This window comes from Rugosimonospora acidiphila (assembly GCF_039543385.1).
Lineage (GTDB): Bacteria > Actinomycetota > Actinomycetes > Mycobacteriales > Micromonosporaceae > Rugosimonospora > Rugosimonospora acidiphila.
In genome coordinates this window covers 186,780-208,442 of sequence record NZ_BAABJQ010000010.1, presented here as the reverse complement: position 1 = coordinate 208,442, position 21,663 = coordinate 186,780, and the positions used below count along the sequence as shown (strand labels likewise).

Genomic DNA, 21,663 nt, shown 5'->3' with positions numbered 1-21,663 from the left:
CTCAGGACTCCGCCCCGTCTCGCGATTCCGTCCCATGTCGGGATTCCGCCCGAAAGAAGTTGATCAGCGCGGGGGCCAGCAGCGCCGGCTTCACCTGATGCGTCTGCCCCGGCAGCGTGGTGCGCCTCGGGTGCGGGATCGCGTCGGCCACCGCCTGGACACCGTTGTGCATCCAGGCCGGGCTCTTGCCCCCGTCCGCCACCAGGGTGGGCACGTCGATGGCACCGAGTACCTTGCGGAACTCCTCCGGCAGGCCCTGCCCACGGAAGGCGTCGCCGAGGACTGCGAAGTCGTACCGCAGCGTCGGCGCCACCGCCTTGAGCTTCGGCCAGGCCGGGGTGAGCCGCAGGACGTACGGCACGAAGGCCGGAGCGGCGACCACCTTGGTCATGAAGAACGAGACGACATTCCCGTTGCGCCCGGCCGCGATCAGATCGTCGACCTGCTTCCGGTAATCCTCCGGCGGCGCTGGCCGGCTCCGGTCGACCAGCAGCGGCGGCTCGTACACGGCCAGGCTGCGCACCTTGCCCGGCAGCGCGGCGGTGGCCCGCATGGCCAGCACGGCACCGGAGGAGATGCCGAACAGGTGCACCGGCGCGCCCGCCGCGTCAATGAGCGCCTCCAGGTCGTCGATCTCCCGCTCCGCCGCGTACGGCTGGGTGTCGCCGCTCTGGCCACGGCCGCGCCGATCGTAGTTGTACACGGTGAAGTTCGGCGCCAGCAGCGGAGCGAGCTCGGGCATCGGCCCGAACGATCGACTGCAGAACGCGCCGTCAACCAGGACGAGCGCCGGCCCCTCGCCGGTCCGGTCATACCCGATGGCGGTTCCGTCGGCGGAGGTCACCGTTCGCGTCGCGGGATTCATCGCGGTCCAATCCTTTCGCCTTTATCGTTGCCATTGTCGTCGTCACGGGTGCCGTCGATGCGCTCGCCGGCCTCGCCGTTGGTGCCGGCGCCCTCGCTGGCGCCGAAGCTTTCGTTGGTGCCGAAGCTTTTGTTGGTGCCGAAGCTGTCGTTGGTGCCGGCGGTGTCGTTGGTGCCGGCGGTGTCGTTGGCGCCGACGCTGGCGTTGGTCGCCACCATGCTCGGATGCACGGCCACGAGCACCCGGTGCTTGCGTCCGCCGGGTGCCCGATCGTCGTGATACTTGCCGACCAGCGCGGTCACCGCGGCGGTCAGCTCCTCAGTGAACGCCGACCGATCCGCCGCTGAGGCGAACCGGACCTCGCCGTCGAGCGCGAAGGTCGCGACCCGCCTGCCGGCCCTGGCGCCGCCGGTGATGAGCGCGCCGACGTCGCGGACGAGCTTCGCGGCAAGCGCCAGGAGCCAGCTCGCGGACAGCCGGTCGGGATCCCGGGCCGGGTCGGGGGCCAGCGACGAGAGCGCGACCGGCGATATCACGTACGACGCTGCGGTGGCCCGCAGCACGCGCTCCGTCACGTTGCCCTTGCGCCGCTCCTCCACCAGTTCGACGAGGCCGTGCTCCTCCAACGTCCGTAGGTGGTAGTTGACCTTCTGCCGGGCCAGACCGACCCGGGCGGCAAGGGTGGTGGCCGACCCGGGCTCGGCCAACGCGGCCAGCAGCCGCGCCCGGATCGGGTCCAGGGACGCCTCGGCGGCCGCCGGATCCTCGATCACTGTTACCTCGAACATGCCATCGAGCGTGTCACCGACAGATTTTTTTGTCAAGACAAGATTGGCTGTCGGGTCAGGGGTTCGGACGGTCAGCGGATATGCGGGTAAATGCCGCGTAACGGTGGCAAGTACGGGCGGAAAGGGGGGCGCCCTCCCGAAACGGGGGGATCGGAATACACAGCCCCGGCGGGATCGGGTACAGTCTGAACCCGCTGAGGGCGATTAGCTCAGCGGGAGAGCGCTTCGTTCACACCGAAGAGGTCACTGGTTCGATCCCAGTATCGCCCACCCAGGTCAGGGGCCATAATCCATTGATGGATGTGGCCCCTTTCGCGTCCGTACAGCAACGAAGTACAGCAATCGCCCTGGTCACGCATCGGCCGACCCGCCCAAGCTCTCGCCCGGGCGCTTGAGCGCGTCCCGGGTCGACTTGCTCGACACCTGCGTGTAGATCTCCATCGTGATGGAAAACTGCGCATGCCGCAGGATCTGCATAGCGACCCGGGGATGCACGTCCAGGTCTGCGAGCAGGGTCCCGCAGGTGCGCCGGGCATCGTGGACCGTGATCCGCCGCACGCCAGCCTTCATGATCCGGGTGTCGTAGGACCGGCTGAAGTTGCGCGGCTCGACCGGCGTGCTGAACCGCGTCGTGAACACCAACCCGGAACCCTGCCACGCCTTGCCCGCCTCCGACCGCGCCTCCCGCTGTCGGACCTGCCGATGGCGCAGCGCGGCGACGCAGATGTCGGGCAGGGGAAGCGTGGCGTCTGAGCCCTCCGTCTTGGTCTCCCGATGGAGGAGCTGACGCCGCACCCGTTGCAGCTGACGGCCAATGGTCAGCTCTGCCCCGTCGAGGTCGATGTCATCCCAGGTCAGCCCCAGCGCCTCACCCTTACGCAACCCCAGCACCAGCACCAGGACGTACGCGGCGTAGAAGACATCATCGTCGGTGCGCGCGGACTCCAGGAACCGACGCGCGTCGTCGCTGGACCAGGCTTTGCGCTTCTTCGATCGTGAGCTAGGCAACGTCACCGAGGCGGCCACGTTCTTGCCGATCAGCTCATCGATGATGGCCTGCGACAACGCGGTGCGTAGCGTGCCCCGGATGTCGCTCACCGTCCGGGCCAGACGGCACGTTATCGCAGCACTGTCCCAAGGCATGGCCGACAGCGAACCCCACGCGGAAGCTGAGCCAGCTCTAGCGCAGAACCAGGCTCTCGATGATCTGTTGTTGCTGCACTCGACCTCCTGGCGGGTAGACGGACCCGCCGTCATGGTGACGTACATTGCGGTCATCTCTTCGTTCGGGCTTGTGCGCGACCGCTGGCCCGACGCGCGACCGGTCAGAATCGGACTTGCAACCGCCGTTGGGAAGCCGCCCGTTGCCAGCCCCGTCGAGCCGCCGGAACCTCGATACATCGACGTTCTAATGCATGCGCTGCGCCACATTCGGTTTCTTTTGGAGACCGACGACACTAACAGCGCCGTGCTGGACCAGCGCTGGCGCCGACACCTGGCCTCGCTAGAGCCGGCATTAGCAGGGATGTACCGGCGAGACCGAGACGCCGCATAGCGCCAGCAGTCCACAGGGCCCGGTCTTCGGACTGGGCCCTGTAGTCGTCCGCGACGGCTAGATGTCTTGGCTCAATCCACCGCCCAGGCGCTCCGCACTGTACTGGCGGCTAATAGCGCGACGAGACGACACATCGTTACGCTTCACTGCGATTCTTCGCAGCGCGGATAAGGGAGCGTGTGGACAAGTTGGAACCTCTGGCGCCGGACGAGCAACAGGGCACACAGCACCAGCAGGTAGAGGCGCCCGATCGTACCTACAAACTAGCCCGTTCCTAATTCGTGTGCCGTCCGATCTCCTGACGCCGCTGCCAGCGGAGTAGAGCAGCCCTAGCCACCAGGGCCGATCGCGCATGACGCCGGTAACGGGTACGCACAGGCCATGTTCACACCCGTCAGACATTGGGGACTCATCGCCGGGCCGCACTAGCTCAGGCGTGGACCTCGCTACAACCCAGTCGTTCGAGACTCGGTTGTCTGCTCATCGTCACCGTAGATTGCTGCCTGTGCATCTCCCATGAGTCGCTGACGCTCGTCCGGGCTCAGGTCGGCTTCCCAGCGCTTGTACTGTTGGATGCCTTGACTGATCGGGTCGGCGTACGCGGACGTGCGGGCGACGCTGCGCAGGTCGGTGCCGCCGCTGAGGAGTTCACGGGCCATCTCGGCGAGTTCCGGGCCGGCGGCGCCACCTTTGAGCCGTTGCAGGCTGCGCTTGACCGCGTCGGCGAGCTGAGGCGTTCCGATCATTTCTTCAAGGTCGCGGTCGAGAGGATTGTCCGTCACGTCAGGCTCCAGGCGCGACGTAGGCGACGTTCGGGAGGTTGATGGCGGACAGGTTGCCGCCCTTGTAGCCCAGGTCCATGCCGGCGCCGGCGATGCCGACAATGACGGTGATGGCAGCGTTAATGATGGTCGAGGCGCTGTTGATGAGTTTCACCATATCGGCGACGATCAGCGTGGCGGCAGCGTAGCCGGCGACGGCGCCGATGCCGGTTTCGGCGAGGACAGTGCCAGCGGCTGCGGTGATGCCGGCGAGGATGGCCTTATCCGCTAGCGCCTGCAAGATGTTGCCGAGCTGGTTCGATAGGTGCCACGCCCCCTGGGCCGCCTTGTGGTATGCCTCCCGACTGTCGCGTAAGGCGATTTGCTGGCCGCTGGCGGCAGAGGCGAGGGTTGAGAAGTAGCCGAACGCTGCGTCGTCGGCATTGCCGTCCCAACGATTATCCAACTGCAACATGCCCTGCTGGATGTTGATGCCGATCTGCTGCATGCACTCAGCCAGGTTCCCCATCGCGTCGCCGAACTTCCAGATGGCGGCCCAGTCGCCGCCAACCCAGTCGGTGAAGTAGCCAAACACGTCGAAGCCGGTGAGGCTTTCGATGGCGCTGTTGATCCACGCCGATGGTGAAACGTAGTTGAACAGGTCCGCCGGGTTGGCGAAGCCGTTGCTAACGCTGTCGTCGGGTTCACCGGGCTCGGTGAGAAGCGCGGTGGGATCGTCCACGTCGGGTCCCCGTTCGCTGTTCTGGTCAGCTGCGGTTGATCGGCGCCCGTGGCGTGGCCGGGTAGGAAGCGTCGATCATCGCCGCCGTCTTCAGATCGGTGTGCTCGTAGTCGTCCGCCTCCTTCGAGAGGACAGTGCTGGAGGCGTCGGCAAGCTCGGCGAGATGCTTCAACATCGTGTTCAGCTGGGATACGAAATTGGCATGCTGAGGAAAAATCATCCCCAAGATGCCTTTCTCGTGGGCGTTCAAGGTGCCCCACCGGTTGACGTAAGTCCTGGCGGCGTCGGCGTCGCGCCAAGCGTCGTCGAGCTGGCCAGCGTAGGTGCGCAGCGCTTGAGGTTCGACGCGGAAACTCATGAGTTCACCTGGTTCAAGGCGATCGCGTCGGCAATCAGCAGGACCAGCCCGATGGCCGTGTAGAGGGCGCAGCGCCGCCAGAGTGCCGTCGTTCGGTAAGAATCAGTGGTGCGATGCAGCCGGACCGCATCAATAGCCGCGGGTACGAACGCCGCACCCGGGATAAGGATCAGCGGCCAGGTAATCACCGGCACCGAGGTGCGTCCGGCCAGGGTAACCACGCCACCCACCAGAACAAGGATGTAGACGAACGCGAGCAGCAGTGCGAACTTGCCCACCAACCGGCGCATCTCCATCGTTTCCGCGCTGGGCTTCACGTGTCCCCTCTCCCCGTATGACACCACTCTGATCTTATCAACCGTTATCCATGCGAACAGGTCTCTGTCTCGTGGCTGACATCGAGAGAGAACCGTAACGTGTTCCGATCAGGCGCCTCCTGGAGACGCCTTGGAGACGATCTTGCGAATTGGCCCTCGGCTGACCATGTCAGGCCGACGGCAACCGCTACCTTGACCAGCGCGTATAGCCGAAGAACCAGGTGGTGAGACCAGCCCGACCTAATTCACACCGAAGAGGTCACTGGTTCGATTCCAGTATCGCCCACCTGGTCAGGGGTCATGTCTCATCGATGGACATGGCCCCTTTTGCTGCCTGCGTGACTAACTGAGTGACTAAGCCCCTCGGGCCTTGCCCGCTTTCGCGGCACGGCGTCAACGTGCGGGTCCTCGCCGACACCCGTGGCCGGCTGCTGTGGGCCTCGCCTGCCCTGCCTGGTGCCACTCACGACCTGACCGCCGCCCGCCGCCACGGCATCCCCACCGCCTTGGCCAAATTCGGCGTCGCCTGCTACGCCGACAACGCATACCGCGCCGCCGGACCGACCATCGCCGTCCCGTTCCGACGTAAGCCACGCCGCCTATCGGCCAACCAGCAGAAAGTCAACGCCAACCATGCCCGCAACCGGGCACCCGGCGAACGCGCCGTCGCCACCCTCAAGACCTGGAAGGTCTTAACGAACCTCCGTTGTTGCCCACGCCAGGCCACCACGATCATCGCCGCCATCCGTGTCCTTCAAGCCGCCGAAGACCAGCACAGATGAGATTGGAAGGGGCTCACTTCTTCGGCCGGCGGATTCTTTCCTTCTGGCGGAGGCGTGTTTCCGATTCTGACAGCCTCGACCGCGAAAAGTTGCGCCATGAGGCTCTGCACGCAACGTCGTACCTCATCGCTGCCGATCAGATGTAGTTGAGCGATCACTCGGCTAATACGAGAATCGGTCTCCTACTGGTCATAAATCCGCTCCATAAGGTACTTCTTATGCGCCTCATCTCGGTCCATCCATGGCAGCGAATCAGCAGTACCAGCCCAAGCCCGTACATCCCTAACCCACGGCTGGAGTGCCTCTATGAGGGCCGTGTAGACCTCTTGACGGCGGTTCAACCACCGGGACACCTCGAATGTGACTGTTTCCAAAATGCTGCTGAGCTGCAAAAACGAGGCTGAAACACTGGGGACGGTGACCGAGGCTCGAAACGAAAGCGACCTGGACTTAGGGTTCCAGCGTGAAGGCCGCGAGACCCAGGAAGAGGCCGCGCGAGTTTGGCCGGGAATCAGGTGGTGAACAGGAGCACGACGAACAGCAGGAACGGGATCCCAATGAAGGTCAGGCACAGGATCAGTGGCAGCGAGACCAGAGCGGGGCCCGGATCGAGCGGATCCGGATGCTTGCGCGTCGCGTTCACGAGCGGCTGTGCGGGCCCGAGCCGGGTAATCCGTCGGGCCCGGATCCGGTTGATGAGCAGCATGATCGGCACCGTGAAGCCACCGACGTGCCACCAGCCCAGCTTCAGAGAGGCGCGCTGCTTCCTGTGGTACTCGTGCAGACCGCAGTCGCGGCACAGAACCGCCTTGACCGAGCTGAGCCGGTAAGCGATCAGCAGGCCGACCATGGACTGAAACACCACTCGACGTGCGGGCGCCCGGCGGCAGTACTCGCACCTCTCGACGTACGACCCGGCCGGTCGCGCCTTAGCCGTCCCGATCCGTGCCGGAGCTTTTTTGGCGGCAGTGGCATTTGTGGGTTCCACGGATGACATGTCTCCCCCAATGATCAGTTCGGCGGCATGAGGCTACAAGCGCCGTCTATGGCCCGTCAACGGCTCTTCGGATTCAATGGCAGCGTCAGCCGGCCTACTACATCGCGCCGCGATCTTTGCCGCGATCTTTGCCGCGATCTTTGTCGAGTCCCACCTGATGGCCGCATGAACGACTGGCCCGACGTAGTCTGCGGGACGGGCATCGCGAGGTGTGTCGGCTCACGTCCGGTCCTAACGATGACGGGTCTTGGAACTTTACGTACGTCGGCCTGGAACCTCTGGCTCCATAGCAGGCCACGGCGTTGCGGGCGTTCCGTCAACCCGGTGTTTCAGCGCTCTGACGGGTGAGTGGCTAACTGCGTGACTGTCATGACGAACCTTGGCGGACACGAGCGCACCGCGATGAACTGTTTGCGCAGATTTCGTTCCGATCGGCCGTCTTGGAGAATTCCCGGAGATGGTCTTAGCTGGTCACTGTTCAGGCCCCCTCTCCCCCAGCCATCAACAGCCGGTCGAGCTCGGCGACTGGCGACCGGGGGTCGAGTACCGGGCGAGCGTCTAGGGCCTCGGCCCAGACCTTGGTCAGACCCGCTACTAGTCGATCGATCATGGGATCTGTCACGTGGGAGTACCGGGCTTGGATTGAGCCGTTCTCGTGCCCCATTTGGGCATCCATGAGCTTGTGGGGTGTGCCTAGCTCTTCCATGAGCGTCTTGTAGCTGTGTCGGAGACTGTGGGGAGTGAGGTTGGCCCCGATTGGTGCCCAGCAGGCATCTGCTCGCCCGGCGGCGTTGCGGCCCCGGACAGGGACACCCGGAAGGGGTGCCGCCCCGATAGGGAGGACGCCGGCCGGTCCGGTCTTCTTTGGGTACCGACCTGTAAGGGCGGGTTGGAAGATCCGGGCGGCGAAGTTGTTGCGCCGCCAGTGTGCGGCCAGGTCGTGCCGACGGCACCGCGCTGGTAGCCCAGTTCTTCGATCGCCGCGACCACCGCCGCCCGAGTTCTCTCCGAGACTGACTCTGGCTGATTGAGCACGGTCGAGGCGGTCCCGATCGAGACACCGGCCCGGCGAGCCACGTCGATCAACCGCGTTCCCGGTACACGAGCGCTGCTGCGGGCCGGACCATAGCCGCGGAAGGTGTACGTCAGCCCGTGGCACGAACAGGCCGTGGGCTTGATGCGGGCGATGTGACCCGTGACGAGTGTGGCCTACCAGTTCGGGATGACGATGGTGCGGTACGAGTCGTCTTTGGGCGGGCACCGCAGGAGTTGCCCGTTGTTGAGTTCGTAGAGTTGCCACTCGGCTAATCAGGCGTACCCAAGCGATCCGGTCACGCAGGTATCGGCATTGATCGTTTCCGTAGGCGACCAAGCCAGACGGTGATCGCGAGCGCCGCCAATGACACGGCTACCCCGACCGTGGTCTGCACCCACGACGGGTAGAGCCAGAACTGCGGAACACCGAACGTGTTGACCGGGTTGCCCAGCACCACGACGCCGGCGAGGGCGAACAGCACCTCTGCGGCGACCAGAGCGCGCCTGCGGGGTTGCCAGCGGGCAGTGCGCATCGCGGTGTGCCGCCGGGCCAACGACAGCGTTACCAACATCAGTACCCCGAGGCCGAACAGCACCAGGCCCGTGATTCCCAGCTGTACCAGGTTCACGGTGCCGGGAGAGCGTGCCGTCAGGGCCACCGTCACCATCCTGCCGAGTCCGAGCGACAGTAGGACCGCCCCGGCCAGGGCCCAAACGCCGGTCAGCGCGGGACGCAGCAGGTTGCGGTGGGCGGCGCGGAGGTCGCGGGCGACCTTTGTCGGCGAGCCGAACCGGGTCACCGCCGCGCGCTCGGCCGCCGCCGGATCGAGCCCACGACTCTTCTCATCCGCCACGGCGGCCCTGAGATGGTCCTCGATCTCGACGAGCGCGCGCCGGCCACCGGCGCCGGTCCCGGTCAGACCGTCGAACACGTCGTCAAGCCAGCGCTCCACGGTGCCGCCGGGCACGAGGTCCGCGCTGTCGTTCTCGTCGGGCACTAGTGCACTCCCTGTCATCCGGTCGGCTCGGGGTGCACCCGGCCGACGATCAGCTGTACTCCCTTGGCGAACTCTCGCCATTCCCGGTTCTTGCGCTGCAGGGCCGTGCGCCCCTGCGGGGTCAACTGGTAGCTGCGCCGCCGCCGCGGAGCCCCCTCCTCCCAGAACCCGGCCACCAACCCATCGCGCTCCAGCCGGTGCAGAGCCGGGTAGACCGTGCCCTCGGGCAGGTCGAAGGTGCCACCCGAGCCCTCCCGCAACGCGATGATCAGCGCGTATCCGTGCGCCGGACCGCGATCGTGCAGCGTGGCGAGCAGCAGGAGATCCAGGTGTCCGCGCAGATCCATACCTAGGAACCTAGGCATAGGCATGCTAGGTGTCAAGTACAGGGCCCAGCAGATGGAGAGTCGGCCGACCATTCGACGGGTTCTCCCGTTTCGAGATCTAACTGGAGCCCGTGCAACGCCAAGCGTGGGCACTTTGGAGACGATCTTGTAAGAACGTCGTCGTCCGGCCACGACAGACCGATGACCACCCACGCCATGACCTGCGCGGGTAGACAAAGAAGCAGACGGTGAGACGAGCCCGACCCCATTCACACCGAAGAGGTCACTGGTTCGATCCCAGTATCGCCTCGCCCACCATGCACAGCGGCAACGGCCATGAGCTGCGGGAACGCGGTTCTCATGTCAACTCATAGCCGGCCGTCTATGGCGGCACCATACCTGGGCTGCGGCGACGCGGTTCTTATGAGGTTGCATGTCGGGCACAGGTGCAGGTGCGCAAACCAGGACTTCGCCTCGGTGTAGGCGACCGGTCATGATCTACTAACGATCTTTGATGATGGTTGCTGAGTAGCGCCGTGGTGTCCGGACTCAGCGTCCGCGAGAGCCCGGGCTGGAAGCGGCCGGCTTCATCCTCAAAGACGCTGGCCCACCCCTGCTCGTCGAGGCCGTACGCGCCGCTCACAACGGCGACGCGCTCGTCTCCCCGTCGATCACCGTACGACTGCTACGCCACTTGACCGTGCCGGCCCCACACCCCGACAGGTCACTGCCGCCGTTGTCCGAACGCGAGATCGAGGTGGTACGGGAGATCGCCCGCGGCCGCACCAACTTGAAGATCGGGGCCGAACGCCGTCTGGGCCTACGAGAACCGAATCATCGGAAACGCCTGAGCCTGCCGCCAATCATGCACCCACGAGCCGCGGTACGCCGGTCACGCAGCGCGTCGCTCGGCGTCGTTCCGGTTCGATTCGACTTGCGGAGCTGCCGCGATCAAACAGGCATCATGCCCGCAGCCGTCGTCGTACTGGCTGGACGCTCGCATCCGCGCCTTGAACAGGGAAAACGCGTTCTTATTCATGTGCGAATGCTCCACCGCCCACGCCCCTGAACGTAGGTCCGTGACTAATATCATGCGTTGCATGGGAAAGGTCATTCTGCACAGCGCGGTCACCGTCAACGCCGCCTACGAGGCGCCGACCCCGGAGGAGTGGTTGGAGCTCGACAACGAAAGCCGCGATGCGAGCCAAGATCAGCTGATGCTCGCCGACGCGATGCTGCTCGGGCGCAAGACCTACGAGGGCCTGGCGGCCCTGTGGCCGACACTCGGCGAGGTCCCGGGGATGGAGAGGTTCGCGGACCGGATCAACTCGATGCCGAAATACGTTGCATCGCGGACACTGTCCGCCCCGTTGACGTGGAACGCGACGCTGCTCGAGGGCGACCTGACCGAGAGCGTCACGAAGGTCAAAGAAAGCAGCACGCTGTGGGTCTCCGGGTGCGGGGAGTTCGCGCAGGCGCTGGCGCAGCGCGGCCTGATCGACGAGTACTGGTTCGGGGTGCACCCGCACCTATGGCCCGCCGGCCCGCGGTTCTTCGACGGCTTCGGGCCGCTGCGGCTCGAGCTGGTATCGGCCACGCAGTACAAGTCCGGGGTGATCACGCTCTGCTACCGGCCCGCGAACGGCTGAGGGAGCAGCGTGACGGGAAAGACGATCATGGGCGCCGTTGCGTCGGTGGACGCGGGCGTTCCGTCACCAGCCCCCAGTGTTTCAGCACTCTGGCGAGTGAGTAGCTAACCGCGTAACTGTCGTAACGAACCCTGGCGGACCCGAACGTACTGCGAGGAACCGTTTGCGCAGGTAAACCAGCGTGCGGCGCGACGGCCGGGGGCGGCAGCCCCACGTCCGTCACCGACGACGACCCGGCGGCGACGGACGCGGACCGGCGTGCGGTCGCTGCCGCGGCCGGCACCTCGCACGCGGCGTTCCTCGGCCCGGGGCGGACGCCGGACGGTGGCTGGCCGGTCCGGTTCTTCACCGCCACCGCCGAACTGTCCGGCTGCGGCCACGGCACCATTGCCGCGCAGGCCGTCCGGTTGACCCGCACCGCGCTGGGCGAGCTGAACGACCGCCAACACACCGGGGGGCGCACGTTCGACACCGTCGCGATCCGCCGCCCCGCCGGCATCGAGGTGCGGTTCGACCAGGGCCTCGTCGCGCTGCGTCACCCGGCACCGCAAGGCTGACCGTCGACGACGCGGCCAGGGGTATCGCCACCTCGGCGGTACCCCTGGTCCACGATGACACTCGAATCAACCTCCGGTGTCGCGAGCATCGGCGTGGTGAGCAGGAAGGTCAGCCGTGCCGATTCCGGACGATGGAGCCGGCCGGCCCCATGAGCTGATTCGTCACGCCACCGCCGGGCTGGAGTCGCCGACGATGGTGGCCAGAATGTCGAACTGCCGCGCTTCGAGGCGACGGGTGGCCACCCGGCCGAGCCCGAGGGCCAGCGCCGCTCCCGTGCCGGCGGCGACCGGTACCGCGAGCCAGGACAGCACCGGCGAGCCGGCGACCGCCCCGACGATCAGCAGCCCGGCGGCGGGAGCGGCGGTGAGCGGAGTGAGCAGGAGCGTCGCGTACGCCTTGATCACCCAGCCCGGGGTCAGGCCGCCGTGGTCGTCCAGGGTCTGCACGCTGATCACCGAGGCGAGCGGGAACAGGCCCAGCCCTCCGCCGAGGATGGCCAGCGTGGCGGCCAGCATCCACGGCCAGGCCCAGGACTGCCCGCCTACCGCGGTCAGCAGCACGCCGAGCACGAGGACGTACGGCCCGACGATGAGCAGCCAGGCGAGTTGCCGGCCGCGGACGTCGGTGGCCGGACCGGCCGGGGCGAGGATGGTCAGGCGCAGCGCGGGCCCGTCGGCGCCGTAGAGGTTCGCCGCGCCGGCCACCGCGATGACGATGGTGAGAACTCCGGCGAACGGCATGAGCCGCTCGGTGCCGTGGGTGACGGCGGGGATCACGCACGCACCCAGCCCGACGATCGCACCGATCATGAGCAGCGTGACCCGGATCGGGTCGCGCAGCCAGAACCGCAGCTCCTTGGCGACAACCGCGCCGGTCGGCGTCTGCGGCAGCAGAGTGTTGGGGGTACGGCGGATCCGCGCCGCACGCCGCCCGCCGGCCCGCCCGTCCAGCCGCCGGCCGAGCACCGCCGGCCACAGCAGCACCAGTCCTCCGCCGAGCAGCAGCAGCCCGGCCAGCGGAGCGATGGTCTCCAGCATGTTGCCGGCAGCCGCACCGCGCACGGCGTCGGCGGCCCAGCCGGACGGCAGGATCCGGGCGGTCCAGGCGACCGCTGGCGACGTACCGTCCTGTACCGCGGCGGACAGCGCCGGCAGCGTGGTACCGGCGACGGCGACCAGGCTGATCACCACCGCGACGAGTACCGTGCCGAAGTCCCGGGTGCGCCGGGCGCCCTGCGGGTTGACCGCACCGACCACCGTAGCCAGCACGTTGACCACCAGTACCGTGAGCACCAGGCCGAGCGCGCCGACGACGGCCGGCCCGGCGCCGTACCGGGCACCGGCGGCGACCAGCGCACCGAACGCGATGGCGAGCACGACGCCACCGGGGTCGAGCAGGCCGACGGCCAGCAGCGCGCGGGCCAGCACGGTCCGGGACACCGGCAGCATCCGGAACAGTTCGAAGCGCAGGGACGCGTCGCCACCGGCGAACGCGGCGTAGCCGATCCGCCCGATCACCCAGACCGCCATGGTGACCGCGACGACGTCGGTGGCGCCCTGGACGCTCGAATAGTGCCGGAAACCGATCAGCAACGTACCGACCGCCGTCAGCAGTCCGAGGACCGCCGAGACGATGGTCGACACGACGGCGAACCGGGTCGCACCGCGATTGGCGAGCATCGCGGCGCGCATGCGGATCAGGACGCGAACCATGACAGCTCCCCACCCGCCGCACCGGCGCCGACCAGGTCGCTGAACGCCTCGTCCAGCGTGCGCCCGGCCCGGACCTCATCGACAGTTCCGCTGGCCCGCACCCGGCCGTGGGCAAGGATGGCCACATGGTCGCAGAGCTGCTCGACCAGTGCCATCACGTGGCTGGAGAAGACCACTGTGCCGCCGGTACGGGTGAAGCCGTGCAGGATCGACCGGATGGTCGCGGCGGAGACCGGATCGACCGCCTCGAACGGCTCGTCCAGCACGACGACGCGGGGTCCGTGCAGCAGGGCCACCGCCAGCGCGATCTTCTTCCGCATGCCGGTGGAGTAGTCGGCCACCAGCCGGGAGCCGGCGTCGGCCAGGTCGAGCACCGTCAGCAGTTCCTCGGTGCGTTCCCGCACCACGTTCCCGTCGAGCCCGCGCAGCAGGCCCAGGTAGGTGAGCAGTTCACGACCGCTGAGCCGCTGCGGCAGGGATTCGCCGTCGGGGAGCACGCCGAGCAGTTCCTTCGCCCGTACCGGCTCGGACCACACGTCGTACCCGAGCACCGCCGCCGTACCGGCGTCCGGCCGCATCAGCCCGACGGCCATCGACAGCATCGTGGTCTTCCCGGCACCGTTGGGCCCGACGAGCCCGAAGAAGGAGCCGGCCGGAATGGTCAGGTCGACGTCGTCGACGGCGGTCAGGTCGCCGAAGGCCTTGCGTAGTCCGCGCAGCCGCAGCGCCGGTCCGGTACCCGCGCTCATCGGGCACTCCCCGGCTTCGCGATCGCCCGGCCGTACAGGGCGATCAGGTCGGTCCCGTACGCCTCGACGTCGAACTCCAGATCCGCGCGCAGCAGCCCGGTCGCGGCGTCGATCGAGGCGCGCAGCGCGACGGCGGCCGCCCGCGCGGGGACCCGGTCGAACTCGCCGGCGTCGACGCCGCCCTGGATCAGCGCCTCCAGTGCGGCGACCGCCTCCTGCTGCGACCGGCCGAAGGCCCCGCGCATGGCGCGGTCGTTGGTCAGCACCTCGGTCATGGCGAGCACCGCCGGCCGCGCAGCCGAGATGAACGCTAGGTTCGCGGTGATGTAGCGGCGTAGCGCCTCGGTGTACGAGGGCGCGCCCTGCACCGCCGGCGTCATGGCCTCTTCCGCACGGCGCAGCACGGTCTGCACGACCTCCTGGAGCAGCTCGGCCTTGCCGGCGAAGTGGTAGGAGATGATCCCCTTGCTGATGCCGAGGTGCCCGGCGATGGCGGCGAGTGAGGACGAGCCGTACCCGCTGGTGGCGAGCACCTCGATCGCACCCGACACGATCTGTTCACGCCGGGCGGCCTCGGTGAACGACCTTTGGTCGCCTGGTTTGGTTGTTGACCGCATGGCCAATTTCTAGCACACCCGGCCTGGATTCAGAAAGCGGTCGGTCATCGTTTCTGGATCACCGCAGTGGAAACCCGCCTAATGGGGGCCAAACCGCCGACTCGCGACGCCGAACGACCGCACCGACCGGAGAGGGGGGTCGGTGCGGCCGCCGCCGCACGGTGTCAGTGGTCGAGCAGGTCCATGCCGCGGCCGCCGTACCGGGTACCCGAGACCAGCTGGCGCGGCACCGCGTCACCGATGCGGGTCAGCTGCCGCGCGGTCAGTGAGATGGCCCCGGCCGCCACGTTCTCTTCGGCGCACCTGACGCGCTTGGTACCCGGGCCACGGTCCGAGGGTGACCCGTAACATCGCCCCCTGGTCGACGAGATGGGCATAGGCGACGGCGACAATGGCTCGTCCGGCTCGCCGACCGGTGCTGGGTCGGCCGAGACGTTCCGGGTCGAGTTCACGCCGACCAGCCGCGACAAGAAGTTCGGGACGTTCCAGCTCTACCTGGGTGGGAGCCCGATCGGGGACGGCAGCACAACCGCCCTGTACCCGCACTACCAGAACTTCTGCCGCCTCTACATTCTGGCCAAACAGCCCGGCCCCCAACAACGAAGGCGGCCTCACCTCGACGACACCTTGGACCACCTGGACATCTACGTAGAGATGACCAAGCTCGACGTGGTCTTCACCCTCACGACCCGCGCAGAGTGGGGGCGCTCCGCCGCCATGGGCGCCACCGGTAGGCACGTGGCTCCGACCGAGCGTTCCCCGGTCCGGATTCATCAGCACCTGGGACCGGGCAGAGCCGCAATCCCGATCTCTCCTGGCACTGCGGTAGCCGGGGCTCCGCCCCGAGACGGCTGCCGGCCCCAGGAGACTCCGCCTATCGCCTCGACTGTGGGGCACGCTTCAAGAGCGAGCGGGCCAGTAACCGGTGCCGCTCGCCGTCACGAGCGGGCACTAACGCACCCGCCGTGACCGGGCGCGCCGAGCGTGCGGCCCCCGAGATCATCAATCTTCCAAAGTGACGGTGCGCGAGTCGCTCGAGGTCCATCCTTGGGCGCCCGGCACACCGCAGTCGTGCAGGACGTTTGGCTCGTGCCAGTATCTGATCATGCGGACGTGGGATGAGCTGAGCCATGACGAGCAGTGCCTGATGGTGAACGCCCGTGAACACGACCTGTTACCTGGTGCGATCTACGACTGGCGTACGGATCTCGAGTTCGCCGACAGGTTGGAACGCGCGCCCGAACTCGGCCCCGTGTTGATTGCTCTCGTTGATCAGGGGCTGATCGAGGTACGCCGTCTGAGTCCAGATCGCACTGACGGCAGCTACGAGGTCATCTCTCGGGAGCGCTTGCCAGAGTTGCTGGCTGACCGGACGGTCTGGAACTACACCGACCGCGGCTGGGATCATCGGGACGAAGGGCTGGTGATCGTCGAGACACCGGCCGGACAGCAGCTAACGCGGACCGACCGATCTGGCGTGCCCAATCCTCAGGCGTCGAACCCCTTCCTCAGCCAGTAGCCAAGGGTCCGGGCCGGGGCATGTCACGAGGCGTGACGGCCTGCCTCGACAAGAGACACAAGACGGGACCCGGCGTCGACCAGTACCCTCCCGACCTTCCCCATTGGTCGTCACTCCGGAGGCTCACCAAGCTATGCCAGTCCGCCTGAAGAAACAGATTCTTCCCGACACCGAGATGCTGGCCAACGAAGTGTGTCTCGAGTGGCATGTGTGGGAGAGCCAGCTTCAGCCATACACGGATCTCGAGTCCGGCGACCACGTGATCATGGTCTCCGGCAAACCGGGCTCCGGAATGCTCACGTGGGAGGTCGAGGTCGTATCTGTCGCTCGCGATCGCTGCGACGACGTTGATGCCGCCTGGCGACTCCTTGAGCCGCTCGCCACGCGGGCCGGCGTGGCGGAGGATCAGTTCCGCGCGGATCCGTTCACTGATCGACTCACCCGAGGCCGCCGATATGTCCTCGGCTGGACCTACCGACTCGTCCGCGAAATCATGCAACCCCGGATCCGCGGAGAGCACGACCTTCTGCGGCACGGCTGGAGAACGATTGACGTGTTGCGGATCGGCTCGTCAGGCAACAGCGCCGCAGCCGGGCAGCGGCAATTGCAGGATGCGATACTTCGAGGCAAGATCGAAGCCGCCGCAATGGGCATGGTCCACGCCTGTCTGGTCCGGGACGGCTGGGCGGTCGATGACATCCACGACACGTCGACGAACAGCCCGTATGACTACGAGATCGGTCCCGAAAGTGATCCGTATCTCGTGTCGAGGTGAAGGGTACTCAAAATGGTCTAGGAGACGTGTTCGTCACCGCAGGCGAGGTGGAGTCGGCCCTGAATGGCGGAGTACGCACCATGCTCGCGATCGTCCACGATCTTAAGGTGACCTTCGATCGGAACGGATCCTGGCGGGTCACGGGCGGCCGGCTGTGGCGCGACGAGGATTGGAAACCGGAGCCGATCCGCCTCCAACCAATCCAGTACCGGTACACGCCGAACCTGGGATGACCGCCTGTTCGACCGCCGGCCCGCGCCGTCACACCCGGAATGCAGGGCGACAGCGGCAGAACGCCTTCCTGCGGCCCGCCGGTCTTGCACGCACTCCGTCATATGCAGGCAGGCCAACCGCTTCAGCGTGCGCTGATCTACCGCGTCCGCGCGCTGCCGGTCTCACGACGGATCGGGCTGGGCCGGTGCCCGGACATGCCGACAAGCGCGCGTCGGCATGGATCGGAGTTCTCGACAACGCCTGTCCCTGCCGCGTCCCGGTCAGCTGGCCAGTGCGCCCTACTTCGGTGCCTGGAAGCCGCCGGTCTTCTGTTCGAGCAGTTCGGCCAGCCGCAGCGGGGTGCGGTCCTCGAACATCGGGCCGATGAGCTGCACTCCGACCGGCAGCCCCTCGGGGGACCGGCCCGCGGGTATGGCGGTGGCGGGCAGGCCGGGCATGGTGGCCAGGCCGGCCCAGACGAGCTGGTCGAAGTACGGGTACCCGACGCCGTCAACGTCGATGCGCCGTTCCAACGGATTGCGGTTGTGGTCGTGCGGAAACGCGGGAGTGGGCGTGATCGGGCACACCACGGCGTCGAACTCGGCGAACAGCTGCCGCCAGCCGTGGCGGTGGAGTTCCCGGCGGTTGTTCGCCTCAATCCAGTCGCGGTGGCTGAACACCATGGCGCGGCGTCGCACGGCGTCAAGACTCTGGTCGTCCGCGCTCAGTCCGGCGGCGCGGGTCCGCAACTGCTCGTGCGATTCGATGGGAAAACGCGCGACGGAGCCCGAGATCAGCAATTGCATGTAGAGCGTCGCGGCCTCGGTCAGGTCGGGCAGCAGCGGGCTGTGCCGTTCAACGCGGGCTCCGCCGCTGGCGAGCGCCTCGGCCATCCGGTTCACGCCCGTTCGCACGGCGGAGCCGGTCGGAATGAGCGGATGCTCGTCGAGGACCAGCACCCGGAAGTCGCGAAGCTGCTCGTGGCGCGCGGGCGGCAGCGTCAACTCGTACGCGACGCCGAGCGTCAGCGGGTCCGGTCCGGCCATGACGTCGAGCAGGAGCGTGAGGTCGCGGGCGGTGCGAGCCATCGGACCGACGACGGCGAGGTCGAGGTCGGCCGGCAATGCCGGCTCGGGCGGCGGGACCATTCCGCGGATGGCCGCCAGCCCGAGGGTCGGCTTGTGCGCATAGACGCCGCAGAAATGCGCGGGGGTGCGCAGCGAGCCGGCGATGTCGGAGCCGATGGACAGGGCGCCGAATCCGGCCGCCAGGGCCGCCGCTGACCCCCCAGAGGATCCGCCCGACGTGCGACCGTGATCCCACGGGTTGTTGGTGGTGCCGTAGACCTCGTTGAAGCTCTCTATATCCTGCAGCCCCAACGGCACATTGGTCTTACCGAGGATCACCGCGCCCGCGGCCTTGAGTCGCGACACCTGTACCGCGTCCTCGGCCGGCATATAGTTCCGGTGCGGCGGCATGCCCCAGGTCGTGGGCAGCCCGGCGATGTTGTACGACTCCTTGACCGTCACCGGAACACCGAGCAACGGCCCATCCTCGCCGCGGGCGCGTGCCTGGTCGGCACGGTGTGCGTTGGCCCGCGCACGGTCGAAGTCCGGCACGCAGATCGCGTTGATCACCTCGTCGTCGCACTCGATACAGGCGATCGCCTCATCGGTCAGTTCCACCGATGTCACCGCACCAGCGCGCAACGCGGCAACAAGCTCTTCGGCCGTCTGAAAGTTCCACTCCATGAATCCGAAGCTATCGGCCTGCCAAAGAGGACACGAAATTCCGGCTCGCGCAACGGGGAGGCTGAACGGGCCACCCTCACCGACGAAGTCGCGCACTCGTTCTACCACCGAAGGCGGCCCACCGCAGGTCACAGCGTCGACGGGTGCGCCAACTCCACCGCAGAGGCCATGAAATGCCGCATCGTACAACAGGATGGATGTCTCAATTCTTGTCCGCTGACCGTTGATGTCCCATCGCCCATCGGGCCTTGTCCAACACATCGTTTGTCGACGGGCAATTGGCGTCATACTTCTCAACGTCCGGACGTGCTACGAGTCCCGCGGCGAAATCGACCGGATCGTAAAGGGCTACGGGACAGCGGCACGACGCTCGTGCCGCTGTCCCTTCCCTTAAGAACGGCTGGGCGCTAGTGCGCCAGGCCGGCCAGGATGGTGGACATGGTCTGCGGTCGGGTCAGGTAGCCGAGGTGGCTGGAGGTCAGGGTGTGCAGGTCGAACTTGTTGTGCGGCGTGGCCGCGTCCGCCTCCGCGATCATCTTGTCCTGCAGGGGCAACGGGATCGCCTGGTCATCGGTGAGCCGGACGAAGGTGTGCGGCACCCGTCCCCACGTCGTCGGGTCGATGCGCGCGTCGGTGAAGGACATCAGCGCGGACTCGTCGGGCTGGCAACCGGCGATGATCGCGCGAAGCTGCTCCTCGGTCCCGTCGGCCAGGAACGCGGTCCGCACCTCTTCGAGGAACGTCGGGTCGGCCGAGCGCCAGTTGGTACGCAACGCTCCGGTCTGAGCGGGATCGCCGACCTTGGGGATCGTGAGCACGGCGCTCGGAAGGCCCTCCGGAGTCACGTAGTAGTCGTACACGGTGGGCAGCTCGACGCAGCAGAAGGCCGAGATATAAACGAGCCGTGAGACCAGGTGGGGCACGCGGTTGGCCACTCCGGTGATGCTGAGGCCGCCCAGGCTCTGACCGACCAGGATGACCGGCCCGTGCGCGGCCACTCGGCGCACCACGTCGGTCAGGAAGCTCACCGTGCTGTCCAGGGTGACCGCGGCCATGTTGGACGGCTCGGTGGCGAAGGCGTCCAGGTCCTGCGGTGCCTGGTAGGACACTGGAATGCTGGCCTGGAGACCGTGGCCCGGCAGATCGACGGCGACGGCGCGGTACCCGAGCGCCGCCAGCTCCACGATGACGGGAGTCCACAGCCCGCCACTGCTGTTGGCGCCGTGAACGAACACGAAGGTAGGGCTGGGGCGGCCGGAGGCGTGGGCGGGTGTGGCGGCCACGCCGATGGCAGCCGCGCCGACCAGCGCACCCTGCGCGGCGGTGCGGAGCATGGTGCGGCGGGTGGTGCGAGGCATGATGGGTTTCCTTTCGCCAGGGTGGCGGGTGGTCAGGCGTGCAGGCCGTCGGGGCCGGACTTGCTGAGCACGAAGGAGCGGAGCACAACCATCAGGACCGGCCGTCGGCGGATGAGCGAGCCGGACACTCACACTCCGGCCAGGCCGCCGACCATTCCGGTCCAGGCGTCACGGATGAGCAGGGCGCGGGGTTGCCGGTCAGGGCCGGCAGCACCAGGTCCACCGCCTCGACGTGAAGCTGAGCAGTGTGAAGAACTCGACCTGGCTGCGCGGGACGACGCGGTACATCACCACGCCGACCGGTGCCGCCGCCGAGGCCAGCAACGCTCACGGCAAGACCAGGTCGGTGAGCAGGGAGCCGATCACGGCTCAGCGCTCGGCCGGTGGCGGTCGCCCACCAGTGCCCTTTGGTGGGTCGGGGCGGCGGCGCTGCCGGTTCGGGGGCGTGGCAGTCCTGGGCGAGCATCGCCGCCTTGGGTCCTTTCGAGTGGCCAGGTCGAACAGGGCAACCAGTTCGCGGGCGTATCCGTCCAGGTCCAGGCCCGGGTTAGCGGCCAGCTCGGTGACGGCGGTGTCGATGGCCGCGCGAAGGGTCACGGCCATGACGCGGGGATCGAAGGCACGGAACTCGCCCGCCTCCTGGCCCCGCCGGAACAGCTGCTCCAGCAGGGCCAGCGGTGATCCGGGCCCGGACATGTCGATGATCGGCGTGCCGGGCGCCGGGCGGGCGTTGGAAGCTATCTCCACCACGGCCCGGATGTGCGCCGGATGGGTGCCGATGAACTCCAGGTTCGAGGTGATGTAGGTGGCCAGCGTCGCCGACGGGCTGGCCTGACCCTGCAGGCGGGGGTGCATGTACGCGGCGGCGGCCCGGAGCGCCTCCTGCACCACCGCCCGGATCAGGTCTTCCTTGCCGGCGAAGTGGTACGAGATCAGGCGGGTGCTGCTGATCCCCGCCCGCTTGGCGATCTGGGCAAACGAGGCGTGCGCATAGCCCAGTTCGGCGATGCACTCGATCGCGGACTCGACGATCTGCGCGCGGCGGGTAGCGCTGGCGGAGCTTTGACTGTCGACTGTCGGCGACGTCGTGACTCGCATGGGTAAAAATTACTCAGGCGAGTAACGACGCGTCAAGGAATTTCCGGATCGTTCTATATCTACATTAGACGATCGACTTCCTGAGGGCTCTGACGCGTTCTTCCGCGTGGTAGACGATCGGGCCAGTCGGGCACCAGCAA

The 21,663-nt window shown here is 67.1% G+C and carries 25 protein-coding genes, 1 tRNA gene and 1 pseudogene; 7 read left to right on the top strand and 20 right to left on the bottom strand.

Translation table 11 applies throughout. The features are described 5' to 3' along the window. Position 1 precedes the first annotated feature (1 nt). Together ABEA87_RS19170 and ABEA87_RS19165 are read right to left on the bottom strand one after the other, a co-directional pair. Entirely contained in the window at positions 2-865 is an 864-nt protein-coding gene (locus ABEA87_RS19170; RefSeq protein WP_345631344.1) for an alpha/beta fold hydrolase, read from the bottom strand. Next, entirely contained in the window at positions 862-1,653 is a 792-nt protein-coding gene (locus ABEA87_RS19165) for an ArsR/SmtB family transcription factor (RefSeq protein ID WP_345631343.1), read from the bottom strand. The genes ABEA87_RS19170 and ABEA87_RS19165 overlap by 4 nt, the downstream gene beginning before the upstream one ends. A 198-nt stretch (positions 1,654-1,851) precedes the next feature. On the opposite strand from ABEA87_RS19165, the gene ABEA87_RS19160 reads away from it, so the two are divergent. Beyond that, positions 1,852-1,923, top strand: a tRNA-Val gene (locus ABEA87_RS19160). Positions 1,924-2,004: 81 nt separating this feature from the next. On the opposite strand, the pseudogene ABEA87_RS19155 reads toward ABEA87_RS19160, so the two are convergent. From ABEA87_RS19155 to ABEA87_RS19135, 5 genes and pseudogenes are all read right to left on the bottom strand, one after another. Next, positions 2,005-2,794: pseudogene (locus ABEA87_RS19155) on the bottom strand (tyrosine-type recombinase/integrase); the annotation flags it as partial. A gap of 860 nt (positions 2,795-3,654) precedes the next feature. Next, positions 3,655-3,990, bottom strand: coding sequence for a hypothetical protein (locus ABEA87_RS19150; RefSeq protein ID WP_345631341.1), 336 nt, complete (start codon positions 3,988-3,990; stop codon positions 3,655-3,657). Position 3,991: 1 nt separating this feature from the next. Continuing rightward, positions 3,992-4,711: a hypothetical protein gene (locus tag ABEA87_RS19145; protein WP_345631339.1), complete on the bottom strand. Its 720-nt coding sequence runs from the start codon at positions 4,709-4,711 to the stop codon at positions 3,992-3,994. Positions 4,712-4,736: 25 nt separating this feature from the next. Further along, a complete protein-coding gene (locus ABEA87_RS19140) occupies positions 4,737-5,069 on the bottom strand; it encodes a hypothetical protein (RefSeq protein WP_345631337.1) in 333 nt (110 codons plus the stop codon). Next, positions 5,066-5,386, bottom strand: a complete 321-nt coding sequence (locus ABEA87_RS19135; protein WP_345631335.1) for a hypothetical protein — start codon at positions 5,384-5,386, stop codon at positions 5,066-5,068. Before ABEA87_RS19135 ends, ABEA87_RS19140 begins: the two co-directional genes overlap by 4 nt. Before the next feature lie 350 nt (positions 5,387-5,736). Here ABEA87_RS19135 and ABEA87_RS19130 point away from each other — a divergent pair, with 350 nt between their 5' ends. Then, a complete protein-coding gene (locus tag ABEA87_RS19130) occupies positions 5,737-6,168 on the top strand; it encodes a transposase family protein (protein WP_425570912.1) in 432 nt (143 codons plus the stop codon). A 511-nt stretch (positions 6,169-6,679) separates the two neighbouring features. Here ABEA87_RS19130 and ABEA87_RS19125 read toward each other — a convergent pair. The 6 genes from ABEA87_RS19125 to ABEA87_RS19095 all read right to left on the bottom strand — a co-directional run bounded on the left by ABEA87_RS19125 (position 6,680) and on the right by ABEA87_RS19095 (position 10,563). After that, positions 6,680-7,018, bottom strand: coding sequence for a hypothetical protein (locus ABEA87_RS19125; RefSeq protein WP_345631333.1), 339 nt, complete (start codon positions 7,016-7,018; stop codon positions 6,680-6,682). A gap of 625 nt (positions 7,019-7,643) precedes the next feature. After that, positions 7,644-7,871, bottom strand: a complete 228-nt coding sequence (locus tag ABEA87_RS19120; RefSeq protein ID WP_345631331.1) for a hypothetical protein — start codon at positions 7,869-7,871, stop codon at positions 7,644-7,646. Then, the gene (locus tag ABEA87_RS19115; protein ID WP_345631433.1) at positions 7,859-8,200 is read right to left on the bottom strand and encodes a helix-turn-helix domain-containing protein; all 342 of its coding nucleotides are present in this window, start codon (positions 8,198-8,200) and stop codon (positions 7,859-7,861) included. The genes ABEA87_RS19120 and ABEA87_RS19115 overlap by 13 nt, the downstream gene beginning before the upstream one ends. A gap of 296 nt (positions 8,201-8,496) precedes the next feature. Continuing rightward, a complete protein-coding gene (locus ABEA87_RS19110) occupies positions 8,497-9,198 on the bottom strand; it encodes a permease prefix domain 1-containing protein (protein ID WP_345631330.1) in 702 nt (233 codons plus the stop codon). Positions 9,199-9,212: 14 nt separating this feature from the next. Continuing rightward, complete coding sequence (locus ABEA87_RS19105) at positions 9,213-9,545, bottom strand: PadR family transcriptional regulator (RefSeq protein ID WP_345631329.1); 333 nt, start codon at positions 9,543-9,545, stop codon at positions 9,213-9,215. An 871-nt stretch (positions 9,546-10,416) separates the two neighbouring features. Next, the gene (locus ABEA87_RS19095; protein ID WP_345631327.1) at positions 10,417-10,563 is read right to left on the bottom strand and encodes a hypothetical protein; all 147 of its coding nucleotides are present in this window, start codon (positions 10,561-10,563) and stop codon (positions 10,417-10,419) included. Positions 10,564-10,624: 61 nt separating this feature from the next. On the opposite strand from ABEA87_RS19095, the gene ABEA87_RS19090 reads away from it, so the two are divergent. After that, on the top strand, positions 10,625-11,173 hold the full coding sequence (locus ABEA87_RS19090; RefSeq protein ID WP_345631326.1) for a dihydrofolate reductase family protein: 549 nt from the start codon (positions 10,625-10,627) through the stop codon (positions 11,171-11,173). Between the two features lie 131 nt (positions 11,174-11,304). Next, positions 11,305-11,730: a PhzF family phenazine biosynthesis protein gene (locus ABEA87_RS19085; RefSeq protein ID WP_345631431.1), complete on the top strand. Its 426-nt coding sequence runs from the start codon at positions 11,305-11,307 to the stop codon at positions 11,728-11,730. A 162-nt stretch (positions 11,731-11,892) separates the two neighbouring features. On the opposite strand, the gene ABEA87_RS19080 is transcribed toward ABEA87_RS19085, so the two are convergent. The 4 genes from ABEA87_RS19080 to ABEA87_RS19065 form a co-directional block, all read right to left on the bottom strand. After that, entirely contained in the window at positions 11,893-13,443 is a 1,551-nt protein-coding gene (locus ABEA87_RS19080; RefSeq protein WP_345631324.1) for a hypothetical protein, read from the bottom strand. Beyond that, a complete protein-coding gene (locus tag ABEA87_RS19075; protein WP_345631323.1) occupies positions 13,428-14,192 on the bottom strand; it encodes an ABC transporter ATP-binding protein in 765 nt (254 codons plus the stop codon). Before ABEA87_RS19075 ends, ABEA87_RS19080 begins: the two co-directional genes overlap by 16 nt. Continuing rightward, positions 14,189-14,809: a TetR/AcrR family transcriptional regulator gene (locus ABEA87_RS19070; protein WP_345631321.1), complete on the bottom strand. Its 621-nt coding sequence runs from the start codon at positions 14,807-14,809 to the stop codon at positions 14,189-14,191. The genes ABEA87_RS19075 and ABEA87_RS19070 overlap by 4 nt, the downstream gene beginning before the upstream one ends. Before the next feature lie 164 nt (positions 14,810-14,973). Then, the gene (locus ABEA87_RS19065) at positions 14,974-15,096 is read right to left on the bottom strand and encodes a hypothetical protein (RefSeq protein ID WP_345631320.1); all 123 of its coding nucleotides are present in this window, start codon (positions 15,094-15,096) and stop codon (positions 14,974-14,976) included. A gap of 728 nt (positions 15,097-15,824) precedes the next feature. Here ABEA87_RS19065 and ABEA87_RS19060 point away from each other — a divergent pair. The 3 genes from ABEA87_RS19060 (at position 15,825) to ABEA87_RS19050 (ending at position 17,336) form a co-directional block, all read left to right on the top strand. Continuing rightward, positions 15,825-16,328 carry a hypothetical protein gene (locus ABEA87_RS19060; RefSeq protein WP_345631318.1) on the top strand — a complete coding sequence of 168 codons (504 nt, stop codon included), beginning with the start codon at positions 15,825-15,827 and terminating at the stop codon, positions 16,326-16,328. 133 nt (positions 16,329-16,461) lie between these two features. Continuing rightward, on the top strand, positions 16,462-17,103 hold the full coding sequence (locus tag ABEA87_RS19055; RefSeq protein WP_345631317.1) for a hypothetical protein: 642 nt from the start codon (positions 16,462-16,464) through the stop codon (positions 17,101-17,103). Between the two features lie 26 nt (positions 17,104-17,129). Then, on the top strand, positions 17,130-17,336 hold the full coding sequence (locus ABEA87_RS19050; protein WP_345631316.1) for a hypothetical protein: 207 nt from the start codon (positions 17,130-17,132) through the stop codon (positions 17,334-17,336). Positions 17,337-17,615: 279 nt separating this feature from the next. On the opposite strand, the gene ABEA87_RS19045 is transcribed toward ABEA87_RS19050, so the two are convergent. The 3 genes from ABEA87_RS19045 to ABEA87_RS19035 form a co-directional block, all read right to left on the bottom strand. Next, positions 17,616-19,067 carry an amidase gene (locus ABEA87_RS19045; RefSeq protein WP_345631314.1) on the bottom strand — a complete coding sequence of 484 codons (1,452 nt, stop codon included), beginning with the start codon at positions 19,065-19,067 and terminating at the stop codon, positions 17,616-17,618. 407 nt (positions 19,068-19,474) lie between these two features. Continuing rightward, on the bottom strand, positions 19,475-20,425 hold the full coding sequence (locus ABEA87_RS19040; protein WP_345631312.1) for an alpha/beta hydrolase: 951 nt from the start codon (positions 20,423-20,425) through the stop codon (positions 19,475-19,477). 369 nt (positions 20,426-20,794) lie between these two features. Continuing rightward, a complete protein-coding gene (locus tag ABEA87_RS19035) occupies positions 20,795-21,523 on the bottom strand; it encodes a TetR/AcrR family transcriptional regulator (protein ID WP_345631310.1) in 729 nt (242 codons plus the stop codon). Positions 21,524-21,663 lie beyond the last annotated feature (140 nt).